This is a genomic window from Bacteroides intestinalis DSM 17393, assembly GCF_000172175.1.
GTDB classification, from domain to species: Bacteria; Bacteroidota; Bacteroidia; order Bacteroidales; family Bacteroidaceae; genus Bacteroides; species Bacteroides intestinalis.
This window is the reverse complement of the sequence record NZ_ABJL02000008.1, coordinates 1,988,641-2,008,070: the sequence shown is the minus strand read 5'-3', so window position 1 is coordinate 2,008,070 and position 19,430 is coordinate 1,988,641. Positions and strand designations below refer to the sequence as shown.

Annotated in this window: 17 protein-coding genes and 3 pseudogenes; 6 read left to right on the top strand and 14 right to left on the bottom strand. The window is 41.3% G+C overall.

Annotation, left to right across the window (positions count from 1 at the left end; translation table 11 throughout):
* The first annotated feature begins 15 nt into the window (after positions 1-15).
* The 6 genes and pseudogenes from mobC (at position 16) to BACINT_RS17400 (ending at position 7,686) form a co-directional block, all read left to right on the top strand.
* Positions 16-2,028 (top strand): conjugal transfer protein MobC, encoded by a 2,013-nt coding sequence (mobC, locus tag BACINT_RS17420; RefSeq protein ID WP_007665437.1) that lies wholly within the window; start codon positions 16-18, stop codon positions 2,026-2,028.
* A 119-nt stretch (positions 2,029-2,147) separates the two neighbouring features.
* On the top strand, positions 2,148-3,203 hold the full coding sequence (locus BACINT_RS17415; RefSeq protein ID WP_007665435.1) for a hypothetical protein: 1,056 nt from the start codon (positions 2,148-2,150) through the stop codon (positions 3,201-3,203).
* Positions 3,204-3,206: 3 nt separating this feature from the next.
* Positions 3,207-3,773: a hypothetical protein gene (locus BACINT_RS17410; protein ID WP_005800967.1), complete on the top strand. Its 567-nt coding sequence runs from the start codon at positions 3,207-3,209 to the stop codon at positions 3,771-3,773.
* A 177-nt stretch (positions 3,774-3,950) separates the two neighbouring features.
* The gene (locus BACINT_RS17405; RefSeq protein ID WP_007665431.1) at positions 3,951-5,408 is read left to right on the top strand and encodes a DUF3945 domain-containing protein; all 1,458 of its coding nucleotides are present in this window, start codon (positions 3,951-3,953) and stop codon (positions 5,406-5,408) included.
* A 4-nt stretch (positions 5,409-5,412) separates the two neighbouring features.
* A pseudogene (locus BACINT_RS24850) lies at positions 5,413-5,608 on the top strand (hypothetical protein).
* Positions 5,605-7,686, top strand: coding sequence for a type IA DNA topoisomerase (locus tag BACINT_RS17400; RefSeq protein WP_007665430.1), 2,082 nt, complete (start codon positions 5,605-5,607; stop codon positions 7,684-7,686). Before BACINT_RS24850 ends, BACINT_RS17400 begins: the two are co-directional and overlap by 4 nt.
* A 113-nt stretch (positions 7,687-7,799) precedes the next feature.
* Here BACINT_RS17400 and BACINT_RS17395 read toward each other — a convergent pair.
* The 14 genes and pseudogenes from BACINT_RS17395 to BACINT_RS17325 form a co-directional block, all read right to left on the bottom strand.
* Positions 7,800-8,319: pseudogene (locus BACINT_RS17395) on the bottom strand (dihydrofolate reductase family protein).
* Positions 8,320-8,718: 399 nt separating this feature from the next.
* The gene (locus tag BACINT_RS17390; RefSeq protein WP_007665427.1) at positions 8,719-8,997 is read right to left on the bottom strand and encodes a helix-turn-helix domain-containing protein; all 279 of its coding nucleotides are present in this window, start codon (positions 8,995-8,997) and stop codon (positions 8,719-8,721) included.
* Positions 8,998-9,009: 12 nt separating this feature from the next.
* Positions 9,010-11,052, bottom strand: coding sequence for a bifunctional DNA primase/helicase (locus BACINT_RS17385; protein ID WP_007665426.1), 2,043 nt, complete (start codon positions 11,050-11,052; stop codon positions 9,010-9,012).
* Positions 11,015-11,374, bottom strand: a complete 360-nt coding sequence (locus BACINT_RS17380) for a helix-turn-helix domain-containing protein (RefSeq protein WP_044155343.1) — start codon at positions 11,372-11,374, stop codon at positions 11,015-11,017. Before BACINT_RS17380 ends, BACINT_RS17385 begins: the two co-directional genes overlap by 38 nt.
* Positions 11,375-11,584: 210 nt before the next feature.
* Positions 11,585-12,445 (bottom strand): RteC domain-containing protein, encoded by an 861-nt coding sequence (locus tag BACINT_RS17375; protein WP_007665424.1) that lies wholly within the window; start codon positions 12,443-12,445, stop codon positions 11,585-11,587.
* Positions 12,446-12,587: 142 nt separating this feature from the next.
* A complete protein-coding gene (gene arsB / locus BACINT_RS17370; protein ID WP_007216076.1) occupies positions 12,588-13,634 on the bottom strand; it encodes an ACR3 family arsenite efflux transporter in 1,047 nt (348 codons plus the stop codon).
* A gap of 12 nt (positions 13,635-13,646) precedes the next feature.
* Positions 13,647-14,075 (bottom strand): arsenate reductase ArsC, encoded by a 429-nt coding sequence (locus tag BACINT_RS17365; RefSeq protein ID WP_041505344.1) that lies wholly within the window; start codon positions 14,073-14,075, stop codon positions 13,647-13,649.
* Between the two features lie 4 nt (positions 14,076-14,079).
* Positions 14,080-15,792: an arsenical pump-driving ATPase gene (arsA, locus tag BACINT_RS17360; RefSeq protein ID WP_007665419.1), complete on the bottom strand. Its 1,713-nt coding sequence runs from the start codon at positions 15,790-15,792 to the stop codon at positions 14,080-14,082.
* Positions 15,793-15,817: 25 nt separating this feature from the next.
* Positions 15,818-16,144, bottom strand: coding sequence for an arsenite efflux transporter metallochaperone ArsD (arsD, locus tag BACINT_RS17355; RefSeq protein WP_005655270.1), 327 nt, complete (start codon positions 16,142-16,144; stop codon positions 15,818-15,820).
* Between the two features lie 34 nt (positions 16,145-16,178).
* A complete protein-coding gene (locus BACINT_RS17350) occupies positions 16,179-16,886 on the bottom strand; it encodes an aromatic aminobenezylarsenical efflux permease ArsG family transporter (RefSeq protein WP_007665416.1) in 708 nt (235 codons plus the stop codon).
* A 1-nt stretch (position 16,887) separates the two neighbouring features.
* A complete protein-coding gene (locus tag BACINT_RS17345) occupies positions 16,888-17,331 on the bottom strand; it encodes a nitrophenyl compound nitroreductase subunit ArsF family protein (protein ID WP_007665414.1) in 444 nt (147 codons plus the stop codon).
* A 9-nt stretch (positions 17,332-17,340) separates the two neighbouring features.
* Complete coding sequence (locus BACINT_RS17340) at positions 17,341-17,574, bottom strand: thioredoxin family protein (protein WP_005800948.1); 234 nt, start codon at positions 17,572-17,574, stop codon at positions 17,341-17,343.
* Between the two features lie 77 nt (positions 17,575-17,651).
* The gene (locus tag BACINT_RS17335; protein WP_005800946.1) at positions 17,652-17,978 is read right to left on the bottom strand and encodes an ArsR/SmtB family transcription factor; all 327 of its coding nucleotides are present in this window, start codon (positions 17,976-17,978) and stop codon (positions 17,652-17,654) included.
* A gap of 477 nt (positions 17,979-18,455) precedes the next feature.
* Positions 18,456-19,409, bottom strand: a pseudogene (locus tag BACINT_RS17325) (ISAon1 family transposase).
* Positions 19,410-19,430: the final 21 nt, after the last annotated feature.

Sequence of the window (19,430 nt, the reverse complement as noted above, 5' to 3'; positions counted from 1 at the left end):
TAAAAAATTATAATTATGCAACAAGAAGATGATTTGCGGGGACTTGCCCGTGTGATGGACTTTATGCGTGCCATCAGTATTCTGTTTACCGTGATAAATGTTTACTGGTTTTGTTATTCCAGTTTGAAAGACTGGGGTATCACCATCGGCGTGGTCGATAAAATCCTGTTGAACTTCCAGCGGACAACCGGGTTATTCTCCACTATCCTTTGGACGAAACTTTTTGCAGTGGTGTTCCTTGCCCTTTCCTGCATCGGTACAAAGGGAGTGAAAGAGGCAAAAATAACGTGGACGAAGATTTATTGTTTTCTTTCGGTCGGTTTTATCCTGTTCTTCCTGAACTGGTGGTTGCTTGACCTGCCACTGCCACCAGTGGCAAACACAGCTTTTTATATCGCCACGCTTGCAGCAGGTTTTCTTTGTTTATTGGTTGCAGGAATATGGATGTCCCGTTTGCTCAAAAGCAACCTGATGGAAGATGTTTTCAATACCGAGAATGAAAGTTTTATGCAGGAAACAAGATTGATAACCAACGAATATTCGGTAAACCTACCGACACGTTTCTATTATAAAAAGAAATGGAATAACGGGTGGATAAACATTGTAAATCCATTCCGGGCAAGCCTTGTATTGGGTACGCCCGGTTCGGGAAAATCGTATGCCGTGGTAAACTCGTACATAAAACAGCAAATAGAAAAAGGCTTTGCACTCTATCTCTATGACTACAAATTTCCCGATTTGTCGGAGATAGCTTACAATCACCTGCTTAACCATTTAGACGGGTATAAGGTGAAACCGAAATTTTATATTATCAATTTTGACGACCCACGGAAAAGCCACCGATGTAACCCGATAAATGCGGCTTTCATGTCGGATATAGCGGATGCCTACGAAGCCAGTTATACTATCATGTTAAATTTGAATAGAAGCTGGATTGCCAAACAGGGCGACTTTTTTGTAGAAAGTCCCATCATCCTGCTTGCCGCTATTATATGGTATTTGCGTATTTACAAGAACGGGAAGTATTGTACATTCCCGCACGCAATCGAGTTTCTGAACAAGAAATATGCCGATATTTTTACTATCCTGCGCAGTTATCCCGAACTGGAAAACTATTTAAGTCCGTTCGTAGATGCTTGGGAATCAGATGCACAAGAGCAGTTGCAGGGGCAAATTGCATCGGCGAAAATTCCGCTTTCCCGTATGATAAGCCCTGCCCTGTATTGGGTAATGACAGGTGATGATTTTTCGCTGGATATAAACAACCCGGCAGAACCCAAAGTGCTGGTAGTGGGTAACAACCCCGACCGTCAGAATATCTATTCCGCCGCTTTGGGATTGTACAATAGCCGTATTGTGAAGCTGATAAACAAGAAAGGACAGCTTAAAAGTTCCGTAATCATAGACGAGTTGCCGACCATCTATTTTCGGGGATTGGACAATCTGATAGCCACCGCAAGGTCGAACAAGGTTGCCGTACTTTTGGGCTTTCAGGATTATAGCCAATTAACAAGGGACTACGGCGACAAGGAAAGCCGGGTAATCCAAAATACAGTCGGTAACGTTTTCAGCGGTCAGACAGTAGGCGAAACGGCGAAAATACTTAGTGAACGTTTCGGAAAGGTACTTCAAAAACGGCAAAGTATGACTATTAACCAGCGGGAGAAATCAACGTCCATCAGCACACAGATGGACAGCCTGATACCAGCCAGTAAAATAGCCAATTTGACACAGGGAATGTTCGTGGGTGCAGTGGCGGATAATTTCGATGAACGCATTGAGCAAAAGATTTTCCATTGTGAAATCGTGGTGGATAATGAAAAAGTGAAACGTGAAACCGCCCGTTACGTGAAATTGCCGCAGATAATCGACTTCACGGACAAGGACGGCAACGACCGGATGCAGGAAGAAATACAAGCCAATTACGACCGCATCCGGCAAGAAGTCCGACAGATTGTAGAGGATGAAATCACCCGTATAAAGAATGACCCCGATTTATGCCACTTGATTAAAGACTGTGAGGAATAATATACTGATTTAGTTGATTTTGTACTTATATACCTTATTATCAACAAAAAACAAATACAAAAAAATGATAATGACAGAAATATGCCTACTTTTGTATTATAAATTTATAGATATATACTATGGGCTTTGAAAATAAAGAGGAATTTAGACCAATTCTTACTACTGCTAAAGAATTATTAATAGCCAGTGGTGAAGTGGAGCTTGTGAAAATATTGAATAGTGCAGAATTATCGGTAATACAGACAAGTTATGATAATTGGAATGGTGGTATATATTACTATACCATGTATGTAAATGTTAGTGTTCCTGATTTTGTAAGATTGCAATCTTGTAATATTGAAGATATAGAGAAACGCATTTTAGAAGCTATAAACACTGCTTCTCGTTCTATTGATGATGAAGTGGTGGGGCAAGTTTTGATAACACCAAAATCTGTTGCTAAAGTGGATTGGAGTTTATTAGATGGTATATCAAAAAAAGATTTAGAAAATAAAATTGAATATTTAAGAAATGTAATGGTTTCTGTTGCAACAGGTGGGCAGAGAATACAAGATGTTGAAAAAGAATACTCTCAAATATACAATCAGGTTGCTATTTCTCTTAAAAAAATAGATGTTGAAAATCCTAATCCATTTAAAAGTTTATGGGACTGGTATGGAAAATGGCGTAATGATTTTCCTAAATACCAAGAAAGAAGAGATTATATTAGAAAAATGTACGAACCTGTTGTGTCTTTATTTTCAGAAAATGAAGATAGCAGAATAGTCGATATAAAAATTGATTTATCAGACTGGGATAAAATAAAGCGTAATATCATAGAAATTAAGAAAAGAGAAGCACAAGCGGTTGTTGAAGAACAATATCAGGCGGTTGGAATGCTATGTCGAGAGGTGATAATTTCATTAGCGCAAGCAGTATATATTCCCGAAAAACATATTTCTTTAGATGGGGTAGAAATAAGTAAAACGGATGCAAAAAGAATGTTAGACGCATATATTGCTGTAACTCTTGCAGGAAAAGAAAGTGAAGAATTGCGTTCTTATGCAAAAGTTACCAATAAATTGGCTAATGTATTAACACATAAAAGGACAGCGACTAAGCAGGAAATGTTATTATGTACTTCTGCCACATTAGCATTGATTAATTTAATAGGTGTTCTTGAAGAAAAATTTTAAGTTATGGGATTATATGTACAATCTTTAAATAATATTCCGCAATCAGCACATAGAGATTATTATATCTATTTGTTAGATTATGGGTGGAGCGAACCATTAGGAAATGCTTTAATGAATAACTACGAAAAAATGGCTCAATTAGCGGCTGAAAATGATGCAGTTGTTATTCGTGGAACTCATAGAGTTCATTTTGAAGATGAAGTTTTATCGTGGCATCATATTAATGGAGAAAATGCAGAAGATTTACTTCCAGCTATACTTATTACTAATAGACATCCTTATCTGTTTAAAGAAAGCTATGGAAATACAAATTCATGTATTGAAGATGATTTAAAGATGATATTAGTTCCTTTGAAGAAATTTTGTTCGACAACAACTGATGTAATATCGTTGGTAGAAAAAATGTTTAATGATATAAAAGCACATAAAGACCTTAAAGATTTTAGGGTATATAAAGAAATGAAAAAAGGGTTGGGTCATGCCCTTGCTGATGCTATTATTCTTGAACCAAATTTTGGTGGTATAGGTTTTAGCTTTTCTAAAATGATTAATTATTTTAGAAAAAAATAAATTTTTCAAATGTTTATTAGAAAAGCAGCTTGATACATTCAGGCTGCTTTTTTTGTGGACTTCTGCGGACAAGTAAAGACTAATGCGGACACCTGCCGCCTGTTTCTCAAATATAGCATATTTAGTCCTTACTTTTGACCGGGACTTTTCCCGTAAACCACTAAAATTCCTGTAATTATGGATGAAAACAGAATGAAACCGTCCGTTTCGGACGGACAAAAAAACGATGTCCTGCTTGTACATGACAAGCGGGCAGGTACGGTGAACGTTGTTAAAGGAGTAGATACGGACGGCAATTTACAGACCGTCCCACCTACGCAAAAACACGCCAGCGAGTTTATGCGGGTAGATAACAATTCCGACCCGTTTACCAATTTCTTTTCCAATTTTTACCGAAAAATCAACGACACCGAGGGACTGGGCTTTTTCCGGTGTAACTTTTCGGTGGTGGAACAGAACGCCGAAGCCATCCGGCAAGGCAACAAACAAGGTGAAATGCTTCGTGTCCCGAAACCCGATTTCCACGAGTTCCCCAAGAACCAGTACCGCATCGACCCAGCAAAAATTGACTGGGAGAGCCTGAAAAAAATCGGCATTACCGAAGAAACCCTGAAAAAAACAAAGAACCTTGACCGGATGCTGCGGGGATATAAGTCCCGTAATTTATTCTGGGTATCAGGTCAGGCAGGCGATTTCTACCTGACACCTACCGATGCAAAAATTTCATTGTACACGGCACAGGACGGTACGGTCAAATTCAAACTGCACGGCATCCAAAATGATGAAAAGCAACTGCAACGCCCGTTCCATGAATACAAGTTCAATGACAAGGAACAGAAAAATTTACAGGAAACGGGTAATTTGGGCGAAGTCGTAAAAATCAAAGACCCGAAAAGTGGAGAACAAATTCCGGTATTCATCAGCCGGGACAGGGAAACGCACGAACTGGAATATATGCGTGCGGATAAACTGCGCATCCCGGACGAGATTTGTAAAGCTAAAATTACCGACCAGCAAAAAGAAGATTTTGCAGCAGGTCGCCCCGTAAAAGTGGACGGTATGACAGACAAGGACGGTAAGACATTCTCTGCCACCTTACAGGTCAGTGCCGTGGAACGTGGCATTGAATTTTTGCCGAAAGGGTTTCATCAAAACCAGCAGCAACAGCAGGGACAAAACCGCAAACCTTATCAATGGGTGGATGAAAACGGGAATATCCGTGCGCCGAAAACCATTGGCGGCGTTCCTCTTACTGAAGAACAACAGAAGAAATTCGCCGCTGAAGAAGCCATTTATGTAAAAGGGATGGAAAAAGACGGGCAAGACCAGCCTTATAACGCTTATATCAAATTCAATCGGGAGAAAGGCAAACCGGACTTTTCCCGTGCCAACCCGGATAAGGCACAAGCAAAAGAAATCGTTCCGGCAACAGAGAGCCGCACGCAGGTAGCCGTCAATTCAGACGGTAAAACCAACGAAGCGACTAAGCACCAAAAAGAGCCGCTAAAGCAGGGACAACAGAAACCTACTGCCGGGCAAAAACAGAACCGGGTGAAGAAAGAGCAGCAGGAACAGAAAGCGGACAAATCGCTGAAAGCCGACAAGCCCAAGAAGTCCAAAGGAATAAAATTATAAAGGTATGCAGCTAATCTATATTATAGCTATTCTGTTTGTCGTTCCTGATTTTCTTTATAGTCTTTTCTCTGAAAATCGACTGGAAAGAAATTGACAGGAACAACCGACAGTATTACGTGAATGGCTATCATATTTATTATGACCGTAAAATTTTACGGAAAATCAATTCAGTAACAAACCATAAAAAAGAAACGATATGATTGCATTGATAGCAGAAAAACCGAGTGTTGCCAAAGATATAGCCCGTATAATCGGTGCTACGCAGAAAAATGACGGCTACCTTTCAGGTAACGGGTATCTCGTTACCTGGGCGTTCGGTCATTTAATCCAGCTTGCCATGCCGGAAGCCTACGGCGTTGCCAACTTCCGCAGGGAAAGCCTGCCGATTATCCCGCCAGAGTTCCGGCTAATTCCCCGGCAGGTGAAAGCCGATAAAGGCTATAAAGCAGACCCCGGTGTATTGAAACAACTGAAAGTAATAAAAGAGGTGTTCGACCAATGCGACAAGATAGTTGTTGCCACTGATGCAGGGCGAGAGGGAGAACTTATCTTCCGGTATATTTACCTACATTTGGGTTGCCGTAAACCTTTTGTACGCCTATGGATTAGCAGCCTAACCGACAAAGCCATCCGGGAGGGCATGGAGAAACTGCAACCGGGCAGCCAGTACGATAACCTTTACCGTTCTGCACAGGCACGCAGCGAAGCCGATTGGCTGATAGGTATAAACGCCACCCAAGCGTTAAGTGTTGCAGCCGGGCAGGGCGTGTTTTCACTGGGACGTGTACAGACCCCTACGCTGGTAATGATATGTAACCGTTTTTTGGAGAATAAGGATTTTGTACCGACCAAATTTTGGCAACTAAAAGCCGCCACTGCCAACGGCGGGGTCAGTTTTTCCGCCCAGTCGTGTGCCAAGTGGGAGCAACAGCCGGAAGCCATTGCAGCATTGCAAAGGGTAAAAGCTGCCGGACAGCTTACGGTAAAATCCGTTGAAAGAAAAGAAACGAGCCAAGAACCGCCGCTTTTGTATGACCTTACCACTTTACAAAAGGAAGCCAACAGTAAACTGAACTTTTCGGCAGATAAAACGCTTTCCATAGCGCAAAGCCTTTATGAAAAGAAAGTGATGTCCTACCCAAGAACCGGAAGCCGTTATATATCGGAAGATGTGTTCGAGCAGATGCCGCAACGTGTCGCCCTGTTGGAACAATACACCCGGTTTGCCGGGTATGCTGCCAGCCTGAACGGTTGCGCCCTTAACCGCCATAGTGTTAATGATAGAAAAGTGACCGACCACCACGCTTTAATTGTCACCGAGAACTTGCCGGGTGACCTTTCCACGGACGAACGAGCCATTTACGAACTGGTTGCAGGGCGTATGCTGGAAGCCTTTTCAGGCAAATGCGTAAAAGATGTTACTTCCGTCCTGCTTTCAGCGGATGATACCGATTTTACCGTTAAAGGGTCAGTGATGAAAATTCCCGGTTGGCGTGGAATATTCAGCGAGCCGGAAACGGCAGAAGATGGTGAAAACGCCATGCTGCCGGAACTCCAAGAGGGTAACATATTACCGCTTTCCGGCGTGGACTTGTTGGAAAAACAAACCAAACCCAAACCGCTGCACACAGAGAGTTCACTATTGGCGGCTATGGAGAATGCAGGCAAGGAACTGGAAGATACCGAATTGAAAGCCAGCATGAAAGATGCCGGGATAGGCACGCCAGCAACAAGGGCGGCTATAATTGAAACATTGTTCGCCCGGCAGTACATCGTTCGGGAAAAGAAAAGCCTTGTTCCCACAGATAAGGGACTTGCTGTTTATAAAATAGTAAAGGACAAAAAAATAGCTGACGTAGAAATGACGGGTATGTGGGAAAACGCCCTTTCCAAGATTGAAACAGGCGAAACCGATGCTGCCACATTTCATAAGGGCATAGAAGTGTACGCCCGGCAAATCACAGCGGAACTGTTAGACGTGCAGCTATCCTTTGCCAGTGGCGAAACCTGCCCTTGTCCTAAATGTGGAAACGGTCGTATTCTTTTTTACCCTAAAGTTGCCAAATGTTCAAATGTAGATTGTACGCTTACCATTTTCCGGAACAAATGCGAAAAGGTACTGACGGATAAACAAATTACCGAACTGGTATTAAAGCGGAAAACCGGAATAATCAAAGGTTTCAAAGGCAGGAACGGGAAACCGTTTGATGCTTCGCTGATGCTGGACGAACAGTTTAATATAGGTTTTGTGTTCCCTGACAAGAAAGGGAAGAAATAACTAAAAAACACTATCTTTGCCACTGAAGTTCCGTTACCAATAGGTTTTTAAGCTATGAATAACAGGAATTTTAGTGGTTGCGCCCGGAGGGAAACCGGGCGCATTTTTTTTTATTACAAATTTTTATCAAACTGATATGTCGAGCAAACCACACCGCCATCCAGTACCTTGCTTTCTGACAGCTTCCATTCTGAACCGAATGTTTCTCCCAAAAATCCAATGCCTTTTCCCAACATAACAGGAACAGTGTACACCGTTAGACTATCCAACAATCCCGCTTTTATCAGCGAGGTAAGCAATTTTCCGCCACCTATCACTAATATATCACTATCCTGTTTTAGTTCATCTATTTTAAAAAAAAGGATTGTCTAACAGAAATTCCACATTGTAATTTCGGGTAACATTATTGTGGTAGTGGGACACCACAAAAGACCGTTGGCTTTTGTACGGCCAACCACCCCAATGTTTGAAAAGATATAGATAAGTATTTGCCCCCATCAGCAAATTATCCGCCATTTCATATTCTTTATTCAATAAAAATTTGACCTCTTGGGGTATCCAATCCAATTCTTTGTCGGGCGGTGCAATAAATCCATCGAGAGATACGGCAATATAGCTTTTTATCTGCTTCATATAATAAGGTATTAAACAGTTGATAATCTTTATCCAAACTGCCCGCCAATACCTCAAAAAAGAAGCGTGAACTTACACTGCTCCAAAGTAGAGGTACTGGCAATACCTTTGAAACGGGACAGGCAAGCCCACGCTATGACAAAGCATAGCATAAGCATTGCGCTGAAATCTCGTTTCATTTTGAAAAGTGCCAGTTTTCTACTTTGAGATATTCGGCGAACGAATATGTTATATATAAAGACGACTTCCCAGTTATTTGTTCAATCGCCGTTATTCTCTTATGTTACTTTTGCAAAGTTAAGGAAAAGCCCTGATATTCGCAGTATAAAATAAAGAAATCCTGCCTTAATCGTTATATAAAGCAGGATTGGAATATAACAAAACAATCTGTCAGAAAGCCTAATCCGTTCGTTCACGGATTAGCTGGTGTACATCACTTTCACGGTAATAACATCGTCCGTCCAGTGTCAGATAGGGCAATATCCCTTTCTTGCGGTAACGTTGCAAAGTTTTAGCACTCACTTTCAACAGTAGGCATAAATCCTGATTGTCCAGTAAGCGTTCGCCGTCTAAATAATTATGTCCGCCTACCAAGCGGTCTATCTTTTTGTCCTGCATATCGAACCTATCCATGATACGTTCCATCCATGCTACGAAATCTTCTCTATTTATATACATAGGGCTGCCGGATTAAATTAAACCAATCATGTAATAACTTTGGTTGGACGGGTCTTTAATGATAATGTCCCGTTCCCGCATAAAGCGGATATAACTTTTTGCGGTACGTTCTTTTACGTCCAAAACCTGCTGCAACTGTTCGCAAAGGTCTATATAGGTGATATGGGTTTGCCGCCCGAAAATATCACGGGCAACGCTTACCAACTCCTTTTCTTTGCGTTTTTCCTTTTCTTCACGTGGCTTTTCTCCTTTGTAAACGTGCATCCCGGCTACCTTGTCCCAAGCAAAGAGCATCAGGGGAACGTCCAACGGGCTGCCGTCCCTTACTTTCAGTGCTTTCACCACCGACTGCGTGGGTTCTTCGTCCTTTTCTATCGACAAAATGGTAGCTGCTTTGCGCTGTAATTCACTACCCAAGTGTCCACGTAGTTTTAATCCGTTTGGAACGAAGTGCAGCACGCAAAGAATACAGGTATTATAAATTCCAGCTAATCGGTATAATTCATCTATTACTGCTACACTTTCCGCTTCATCATTCGCACTTTTTACAAGGTCGGCGATGCCGTCAATAACTACCAACTGGATGCCGCCGTACTGGTAATAAAATTTATCCATACTTTGAACAATAGCGTGCAGGCGTTCTTTACGGGACATACCCGTCAGGCAGAATGCTTTCAGTTCTTCCGGCTTATCCGGTTGCTTGGCACGGGCTAACAAGTTGCTTACGTTCTTGAATAGTTGCACTTCCGACTGTTCCGTATCATATAACAAAACCGCCTTATGTTTGCCGTTAGTTGCTATCTGTATGCCGAGTGTGTCCACTTCTGCCCCTGCCGGACAGATACACCCTGCCACCATTGCAGCAACATAATTACTTTTTCCTGTACCTTCGCCGCCAGTGATGCCGAACAGGTTGCCTTGTGTTCCCAGCGGAACGTCCCCGGCGGAGATTATCACCTGCGCTTTTGCCGGTGGATTATTAAAGTCTATTTCGCACGATTTAAGCATAATCAATGTATCACTATAAAGGTTGTCTAAAAAATCAATGAACAGTTTAAGGAAATTTTCACGGGTATTTCCCGCTTTGAAATAATCGGAAATATCCTTTTCCTCTTTCGTGCCGGGAAGTGGCAAAAGCAGCCGTTTTACCCCAAATTCTTCCAACTGTTTTTCCTGCTTTCGTGCGCTTTCCTTGCCCCTCTTATCGGTATCATATAGCAAGATTATATGTTTGAAGCGGAACGTTAGTTTATAAATCAGGGTAGGCGGGATAGTCACCGTTTCACTGTTAAAGCAGATAGCGTGAAAACCGTGTGCTGCCATTGCCATGACATCTTTTTCACCACCCGTGATAAATAATGTATCACCTTTTGCGGGTAGTTGTTCCAGCCCGAAACAATAATTTTCACCGAAGCTGCCGCCATACAGAAAGCGGGTTTTCGAGAATGGACGATATAGTTTTATATATCGTTTACTTTTATACCCGTACATCGGTTCTGCCACGGACGAAGTATAAGTAAACGGTGTACCATCCGCCGTTTCACTTTGAAAATCCCGCAGAGAACAAACCTTATACAGTTCTAAAATCTCCGGGGTGATGCCGTATTGTTGCCAGTACATCAATTCGGCAAGCGGAAATTTTTGTTCTCTGAACTGATAGGGTTTACTTTCCTTTTCGGGTGTTTCTTTCGATATTAGTTTCTCCGTCCGGTAAGAAGTACGGGTAACAGGTATCGGGTTGCCTGCTACCAGCCCAAGCCCCAAATCCCGGTCGATGGTTTCCAATATTTCCACAAAGTCCACCGGATTGTTACAATCCAGTCCTTTGAGTTGCCCCACGAAAAAGAAACAGTCACCGCTATAACTGTCGTTGCCGAAGTCTTTCATTTTATAGTTACCATTCCGGCGGTCGAAATAGATATTGCACGATGCCTTGTTATCCTCATAAAGAGGGTTCAGGAAATTGCGACCTATCCGCCAGTTACCCGGTATATAGTGCTTGAACACGGATAGCCCGTTATTTGTCCTTTCTAAGATTTCTTCTTTCCTTAACATATAGCTGATGGTTGGTTATCAGGTCTTGAATGTTCTCTTTGTTACTTCTTATCAGGCGTTCTTCCAGCATCCGTTTTACTTCGCTGATTTTGTAGAAGTAACGCCCTCGGATATTGGAATACGCAATAGTTCCAGCCACCCGCAGGCGTTGAAGTGTCTTTTCGCTGATTTTCAGGAAAGTGCAGACTTCGTAACTGTCCACCCAAATTTCATCCTCATTAGTGCTTTCCGCTTCCATGTGGTTGAAAATGTAATCCGCAATAGCGGTAATTTTGTTGTCTAATTCCTTATAGGCTTTTGACTCGAATGTTATTATCTCCATATTGCTAACTAATTGATTTGCCGCAAAGTTGGAGCGTTTGAAAAAATAAATCTTCCAACCTTTTTCCAAGTTGGAAGATTTATTTTTCGGAGTAATTACAGGTAAAACAAGGAAAAAATCACCTGTTTTTCGCAATAATAAAGAAAAAATAGAGTATGGAGCGAGTGAAAACAAAAACAACCAAGTTGGCAGGAACTTGGTTGTTTTTATTTATAGGTTATCATCTTCATCCATCTTTTTAAGCAGGCTTTTTATTAAGCTGTTTAGAAATGAAGTCCGGTCTTTTTTTCTGTCTTTCATGGTTATGTAAGTTCGGTAATAGTCGCCTAAGTCGATTTGAAACGATGCTTCCATAAAAGTCATAATTTCTTTTATATCCGCTTGTCCGTTATTCAGAATACCCGCCGCATATATAGCGTAGCCTAATTCTACGGCTGCTATTTTTGTTGCAGTCCACCGGAAAGGGTGTTCCGGCAAGAAAGACCGACTTTTTGCGATGATTACTTGCTTATCAACTCCATGTAACTTTTTATTCAGATAAATACAAAGCATATCATTCGCTAATATTTGTGCTGCTTTGTGGTCGTAACAAGTGGAAAATTCCGGGTCACGGTCATAAGGTACACAATTCGGACATAGCTTAAAATCAATATGCCCCCGTACAAAATAATGACTATCTAAGTGGGTCGCTTTAGAACGGTAATATTGGTAAAAATCCAAATTACTTTCAAAATAGGAAGTCAATTCATCCAATCTGTCGTTATAATACTTTTTTAAGACTTCAATGCTTCCATGCGGTTTTCGCATTTCGGTATTGTAAATCTCTGTAAAATATAATAATCTACTCAATACTTCCGGTTTGATGTGTTTGAAGAAATAAATTTCTTCTTCCTTGTTACTGAAAGGATGATTGACAATACAAGTTCTCATATCTTCGAGTGACCGTTGCAGAAACTCTACGACATCGAGAACTACCTCTATTGAAATATTCCAGTTATCAACATCTATTTTTTCATAGATAGTACAGTCTATGTTTTTTATAAATTCTTCAAAATTAATTTCATTGTTCATGTTATTACGGTTGTCTTAATGCCGAAAAATGTATCTTTATTCTGACTTTTGTAAAAGGCAGAATGCCGGAAACGTTAGGAACAAACATTTCCAGCACCAAGCCTTTTTACGATAAAGTTAGATTAGGACTTTTGCCCTATTGTTATTTTGTAGCCGGAAACCAGCTTCGTGTGTTATTGGCAATCCTTACTAACATCAACATCACCGGAACTTCGACCAGCACGCCCACCACCGTAGCCAATGCAGCCCCGGATTGTAAACCAAAAAGAGAAATAGCCACAGCAACCGCCAATTCAAAGAAATTACTTGCCCCAATCATTCCGGCAGGTGCGGCAACATCATGGGGTAATTTCCACCATTTCGCCCAACCGTAAGCAACGAAGAATATCAGAACCGTTTGCAACACAAGCGGAACTGCAATCAATAAGATATGCAGGGGATTGTTCAGTATCGTTTCTCCTTGAAATGAAAACAGGATAATAAGCGTTAATAGCAATCCACCTACCGTATAATTATTAAATTTCTTAATAAATACGTTATTGAAATATTCCACACCTTTGCGGCGGATAACCATTATTCGGGTAATGACCCCGGCAGCAAGTGGTATCACAACAAACAGCCCCACGGATAGCAACAGAGTGTCCCACGGGATAGATACGCCACCAACTCCCAGCAGGAAAGCAACGATAGGGGCAAACGCTACCAATATGATTAAATCGTTCACTGCCACTTGTACCAGCGTATAAGCGGCATCCCCTTTAGTAAGGTAACTCCACACGAACACCATAGCTGTACAAGGTGCAGCCCCCAATAATACCGCCCCGGCTAAATATTCTTCGGCTAATCCGGCAGGTATAAAGGCTTTGAAAACCACATAGAAGAACAAATAAGCTATTCCGAACATGGTAAATGGCTTTATCAGCCAATTTGTAACGCAAGTGACTATTATTCCTTTCGGACGCTTGCCAACATTCTTAACACTTTGAAAATCCACTTTTAGCATCATCGGATAAATCATTAACCAAATCAGGATTGCCACGGGTATAGACACGTTGGCATATTCAAATTTGCTTAATGTTTGCGGAATTGCCGGAAGCCATTGTCCCACGGCAATTCCAATAATGATGCACAAGGCAACCCAGATAGTCAGGTATTTTTCAAAAAATCCAATTCCTTGTTTCTTTTCCATAACAACAACTATTTAGCTTAATTGTGGTCTTAATTCTTTCAGGTAGAAGTCATAGAAACGGGCTTTTATCTCATCCCGTACCCGATGAAATTCACTGTTTATAAACTCCGGCGTTCCGGTTGCTTCCGAGGGGTCGTCAAATCCTATATGCAGCCTATTTCTTACTTCACCCGTAAACATCGGGCAGCTTTCGTTTGCCCCACCGCAGACCGTAATAACATAGTCCCATTCCTGCCCTATATATAGGTTTACACTTTTAGGGGTATGGTGGGCTAAATCTATACCCATTTCATCCATAACCTTTACCGCCATCGGATTAACCTTTTCAGCAGGTTTTGTTCCTGCTGAAAAGACATCCAGTTTATTGTCAAATGATTGTAAAAAGCCATGTGCCATTTGGCTGCGGCAGCTATTCCCTGTACAAAGAATTAAAATCTTCATGTTTTTAGTTATTTTTCCAAGCTATCAGGGCAGCATTTCCCTTTGACAATTCTTCTACTTTCTTAATCCAAACCAATTCATTTTGCGCCTTTGCCCGCAAGAAAGAATTTTCGGTGTCAGTTAATGACAAGCAAGCATTCACGACCCACCATTTATTATTAATCCCGGCACGTTGTAAATCCATTTGCAAACGTTCGGCTTCAAATACGGGTGTTGCTTCGGGCAGGGTCACAATAACGACTTCTGTTTCCTGCTGGTTTCTCAAACGTGGTAACAGCTTTCTTACGGAAGCGGGAGTGTCGCCATGTGTACGTTGTACTTCTTTATGGTAACTTTCCGTTGCATCCAGCAATAACAAAGTGTGTCCGGTGGGTGCGGTGTCAATTACTACGACTTCATTTTCTGCTTTATCGACAATTTCAGCGAAAGCCCGGAATACTGCAATTTCTTGCGTACACGGTGAACGTAAATCTTCCTCTATATATTCCATATCTTCGGCAGTCATTGTTTCCGCAGCTTTACTGCGAACCTCGTTTTTATAGGCTTCCAACACTTCCGCTTCGTCAATCCGGCTTACCGTAATGCCAGCCTGAACAGCAAGGTTATAATTCAGATGGTTTGCCGGGTCAGTGGTGGTAAGATGCACCTTTGCACCCAGTTTTGTTAATTTCAGGGCTATTTCAGTGGCTAAAGTGGTTTTTCCCACGCCGCCTTTTCCCATAGTAAAAACAACCCTTTTTCCTGATTGATAGAGGTCGTTTACCAGTTCATCCATCCCTTTGGCATCGGTAATCCGCTGATAGTTCGCATCATTTGTTAAATTATCATTGTAAAGCATCCGGCGGATATTCGCAATATTAGATAAATTGTATGACCGTAAAGGAACATAATAAGACGGATATTCCAGCAGTTCCGCAGGGGTCTGTTTCAGGGCATTTTGCTGCCTGTCATATATCTGTTTCGATACGTTATCGGCTTCATCTAATTGCAGCAAAAGCCCGTTGATTACCAATAGCTGGTTTTTAATTCCCAGTAATTGCAATTCATGTGAAGAACGGGCGGCTTCTTTTAATGGTGCGATTTCAGGACGGCTAACCAATACTAAGCGGGTTGCGTTTGCATCCGAAAGTGTTTCAACTGCCTGCTTATAGATACCTTTCCGTTCTTCCAAACCGGATAATTGACCTAAGCAAGATGCACCGTGCGTACTCTCACTAATAAATGTACTCCACGCTGATGGTAGTTGTAACATTCGTAACGTGTGTCCCGTGGGGGCTGTATCAAAGATAATATGGTCGTATTCTTTTGCTTTATCGGCATCCGTGATAAAATCGGAAAACTGGTTGAAAGCCGCAATTTCTACCGTACAAGAGCCTGAAAGTTGTTCTTCCATATTCTGAATTACACTTTCGGGCAGTTGTCCCCGGAAAGGAGCAATAACGCTTTCCCTGTATTCGGCTGCGGCTTGTTCCGGGTCGAGATTAACGACCGTTAAGCCGGGTACTTCTTGAATATCCGTGCCGTGTCCGTTCAGTGTTTGATTAAACACATCTTGCAGGTTTGAAGCCGGGTCTGTACTGATAAGAAGTATTTTCTTTCCATTATCTGCCAAGCCTACCGCAGTAGCACAAGCAATCGAAGTTTTTCCTACACCGCCCTTTCCGGTGAAGAAAAGGTATTTCGTCAAATCTATATCTGATAAATTAAATGTTTTCATTTTTATATAATTAGCTGGTGAATACTCATTTTACTGGCATAAAATCCAAATTGATACCCGTCCATTCACTCATTTGTTTGGTGGTAGGATAGGTTTTTGAAACAGCGATTTCGCCGTCCACTAAAGTAATAGGCAGTGCATCCGCCCCATGTTTTTGCAGATGCTCGTTTACTGTTTTATTACTTACATACACTTGCGGTTCGTCACGTAAATTGTGACGGGTAACGATGATACCCTGTTTCTTCAATGTTTCAATAACAACCGCAATACGCATTAATTCAGGGTCAATATTTGTTCCACAAAGACCCGTAGGGCAACACATTGCCGGGTCGAAAATTTCTATCTTTTTCATACTGTTTTTATTTAAAATGATACTCTATGTTTATTTATAGATAAAAGACTACTGCATAATAAATTCCTACCGCAATAAAGAGGATGGCAACTATTTTACGAAACCATTTCTCGAATATTTGCATCCGGTTATAAAACTTACCCAGTCCGGCAACACTGTACGCTAAAATCCATGCAACAAGGATTACGGGTAATCCCGTAGCAATAGCGTAAATTACAGGTAAGAGATACCCACCCGTTTCCGCTGCTGACAAAGGCATAAGCATACCGAAATAAAATACTCCACTGGTAGGACAAAAAGCAAGGGCGAATAAAATACCCAATAGCATAGCCCCCCAACCGCCTTTCGTCCTCTTTTTCAAACTTTCACCGCCGATATTGATTTTCGGTAGATTGAGTTTTATTATATCGAGCATAAATATTCCAATGATAATTAACGCCGGAGCAATCAGCATTTCCCCGTACTTGCTTACGGCTTTTTGAACCATAAACATACTTGCTCCCTCACGGAGAATAGGGATAAGGATAAAGCCAAGAACCGTATAGCTTACTATTCTGCCGAAAGTATAAAGCAATCCGTTTATAAATATCCGGTGATGGTTTTCTATGTCCTTACTAATAAATCCTATTGCCGTTATGTTGGTCGCTAACGGACACGGGCTGACCGCCGTTAAAATCCCCAATATAAAAGCTGTAATAGCAGGAATAGAACTGTTATCTAATAGCGATTGAAGAAAATCCATCTTACAACTGTTTTAACAATTCGTCAATCTTGCTTTTAATTCCCTCTTTAAACTTGTCCGGTGCATTTTTCGCATTGGAAAAACTAAACTCGGTCATGTTGTTTACATTCTCTTTGCCGTCTTTCCAGCCGTTTACAAACAAAGACGACCATGTAACTTCGTACTTGTCTGCAATCGCTTCATTTTCTTTCTTTGAAATATCTATCACTTTATAGATAATTTTACCGTCTGCTTTTTCTTTTGAATAAAGGCTATCCAAAAGGGCTACTGTATTTGTTTCTATCGCCCGGCAAGTGATACACCGTTGCGCTCCATGAAAATAAAGAACCTCTATGCGGTTAGACTGTATTTCTTCCGCTTGATTTTCTCCGGTCTTTTTCTTTGAACCGTTACCACAGGAAACTAAGACCAGCGTTGCAATCAGTAGATAAAATAATTTTCTCATAGTTCATTTTTATTTGGTTATCAACTCTTTTACTTCTGCAAGGGATAACTTTTTCCCGGCTGATACGACTTTCTCGTCAATCACCAAAGCCGGAAGCCCTAAAATGTTATACTCCATGATTTTCAATAAATCTTCCTCTTTGATAAGGGTTGCATCGCAACCTAATTCTGAAATAGCTTGTTTGGTAGTTTCGTACAAGGCTTTACAGCTTGAACACCCAGTTCCTAATACTTTAATTTCCATTGTCATTCTACTTTAAAGTTAATATAATAATCGTAGTTCGTAGAACTACGAACAATTATTCCAAAAAAAAGGTACTGCTATTCACAGCACGATGTACCTTTACATTTACAGTCCCCTAAAAAAGCTGCAAACAATTTTCGGGCAAGTTCCCAGTTCTCCCGGTTTATACAATACCGGACTTTGGGCGTTTCTATTTCCCCCTGAATTAAGCCAGCTTCTTTCAATTCTTTCAAATGCTGCGAAACGGTTGCTTTAGCAATAGGTAGTTCTTCGTGAATATCACCGAAGAAGCAACTATCTTGTTTTGCCAAGAAAGCAAGAATAGCCATCCGTGCCGGATGTCCCATTGCTTTGGCAAACCGAGCAATCTGTTCCTGCTCTGTTGTGTACTGTTTCTCTTTCACTCCAATTCTCCTTTCTTCTTTGTTGTTCGCAAAACTACGAACAATATTTTGAATAGCCAAATAATACGGCATATTTTTTCGGATAGGTGCAAGGTGCAAGTATATATCTATATATATAGCTTGCACCTTGCACCTAAGCTGAAACATTTATATACAGAGATTTGCGTAATTAAAAAATGTGTTGTATCTTTGAACCCGTGAGATAGGCAGACAAACAGCGGACAAAGCCGGACAAATAACCCTGCAAAAATCGTTACTGTTTCGTTACCTATTTGAAATTTTGGAAAATAAAAAGCTGATTTATAGGCGATTAGATGTTTGGGTTCAATACCCTCTCTCTCCGCTGGAAAGAATTGCAAAATAAAGAAAATCCCTGTAAATTAATACTTTACGGGGATTTTTTATTTTTGGCACATAGTAAAAATAAGTATATCAAAGCATTCTTGGACCAACGTAAAAACCTGAGGGATTTTATTTCTATGCATATAATTTAGCTAGTCTGTATAAGAAAAATGCTTTATCTTTTACCCCTCTGAACTGTGCCCTGAACGCTTTGATTTTAGCATTGAATGACTCTGCTGCAGCATTGGTTGCTCTCCTTTCAAAGAAGTTGATAATATTCAGATAGTGCGTTTGTATAGAGCGCGCTACCCTTCCAAAGGTGAGGAACCCCGATTTGTCTACTTCATCATACCACCTTGCAAGCCTTGTCAAAGCCATATCTTTAAACTTACACTGATGATAGATTGATCCTAACCGCATGGCCATATAATATCCTTTCTTTATATCGGGATATTCTTTAAATAGAATCTCGGCCCGTATCCTTTGAGACTGAGTCCATAGCGATTCTTTTTTGTAAAGCAGATAAATACTCCTTGCCAGCAACTGTTTTCTTGTATCTCCATTAGCGAAAACGGGCGCATGATACATCTTTCCGCAGGCCTTTGCGTAAGCTATCTGTATGGACTCTTCGTCTAAAGCCTCCCAGCGAGCTTGCACGCGCATCTCCTGAACAGCTTCATAAGCTAATTTCTGTACATGGAAACGATCTGTAACGCGTTTGGCGGCAGGGAAGCAAGTCCGGGCAATTTGTTCCATATTGGGAGCCATATCCAATGTTATCTCACGCACCTAGTAGCGGCGACGACGCGAAAGTTTAAGCAGGACAGAGGTAACCGTACAAACATCCGTACCTTTAATGATACCAATAATACTGCCTTTACCACCGTGAGCCGCTTTATTAATCAACACAGTATAGAGTTCTCCACAGGACAGAGCCACTTTGTCAATGCAGACGTAGGCACCAATGTTCTTCTCAAACAGGAGCCAGTTCTCTGCGTGAGAAAGCTGATCCCAGTGTAGGTAATCACTTAAATGGTTTCGGTATTGACGTTCCAGTAAGTCTCCGTCAACTCCATATAAAACACCCAATGGCTTGCAACTAATCGGATA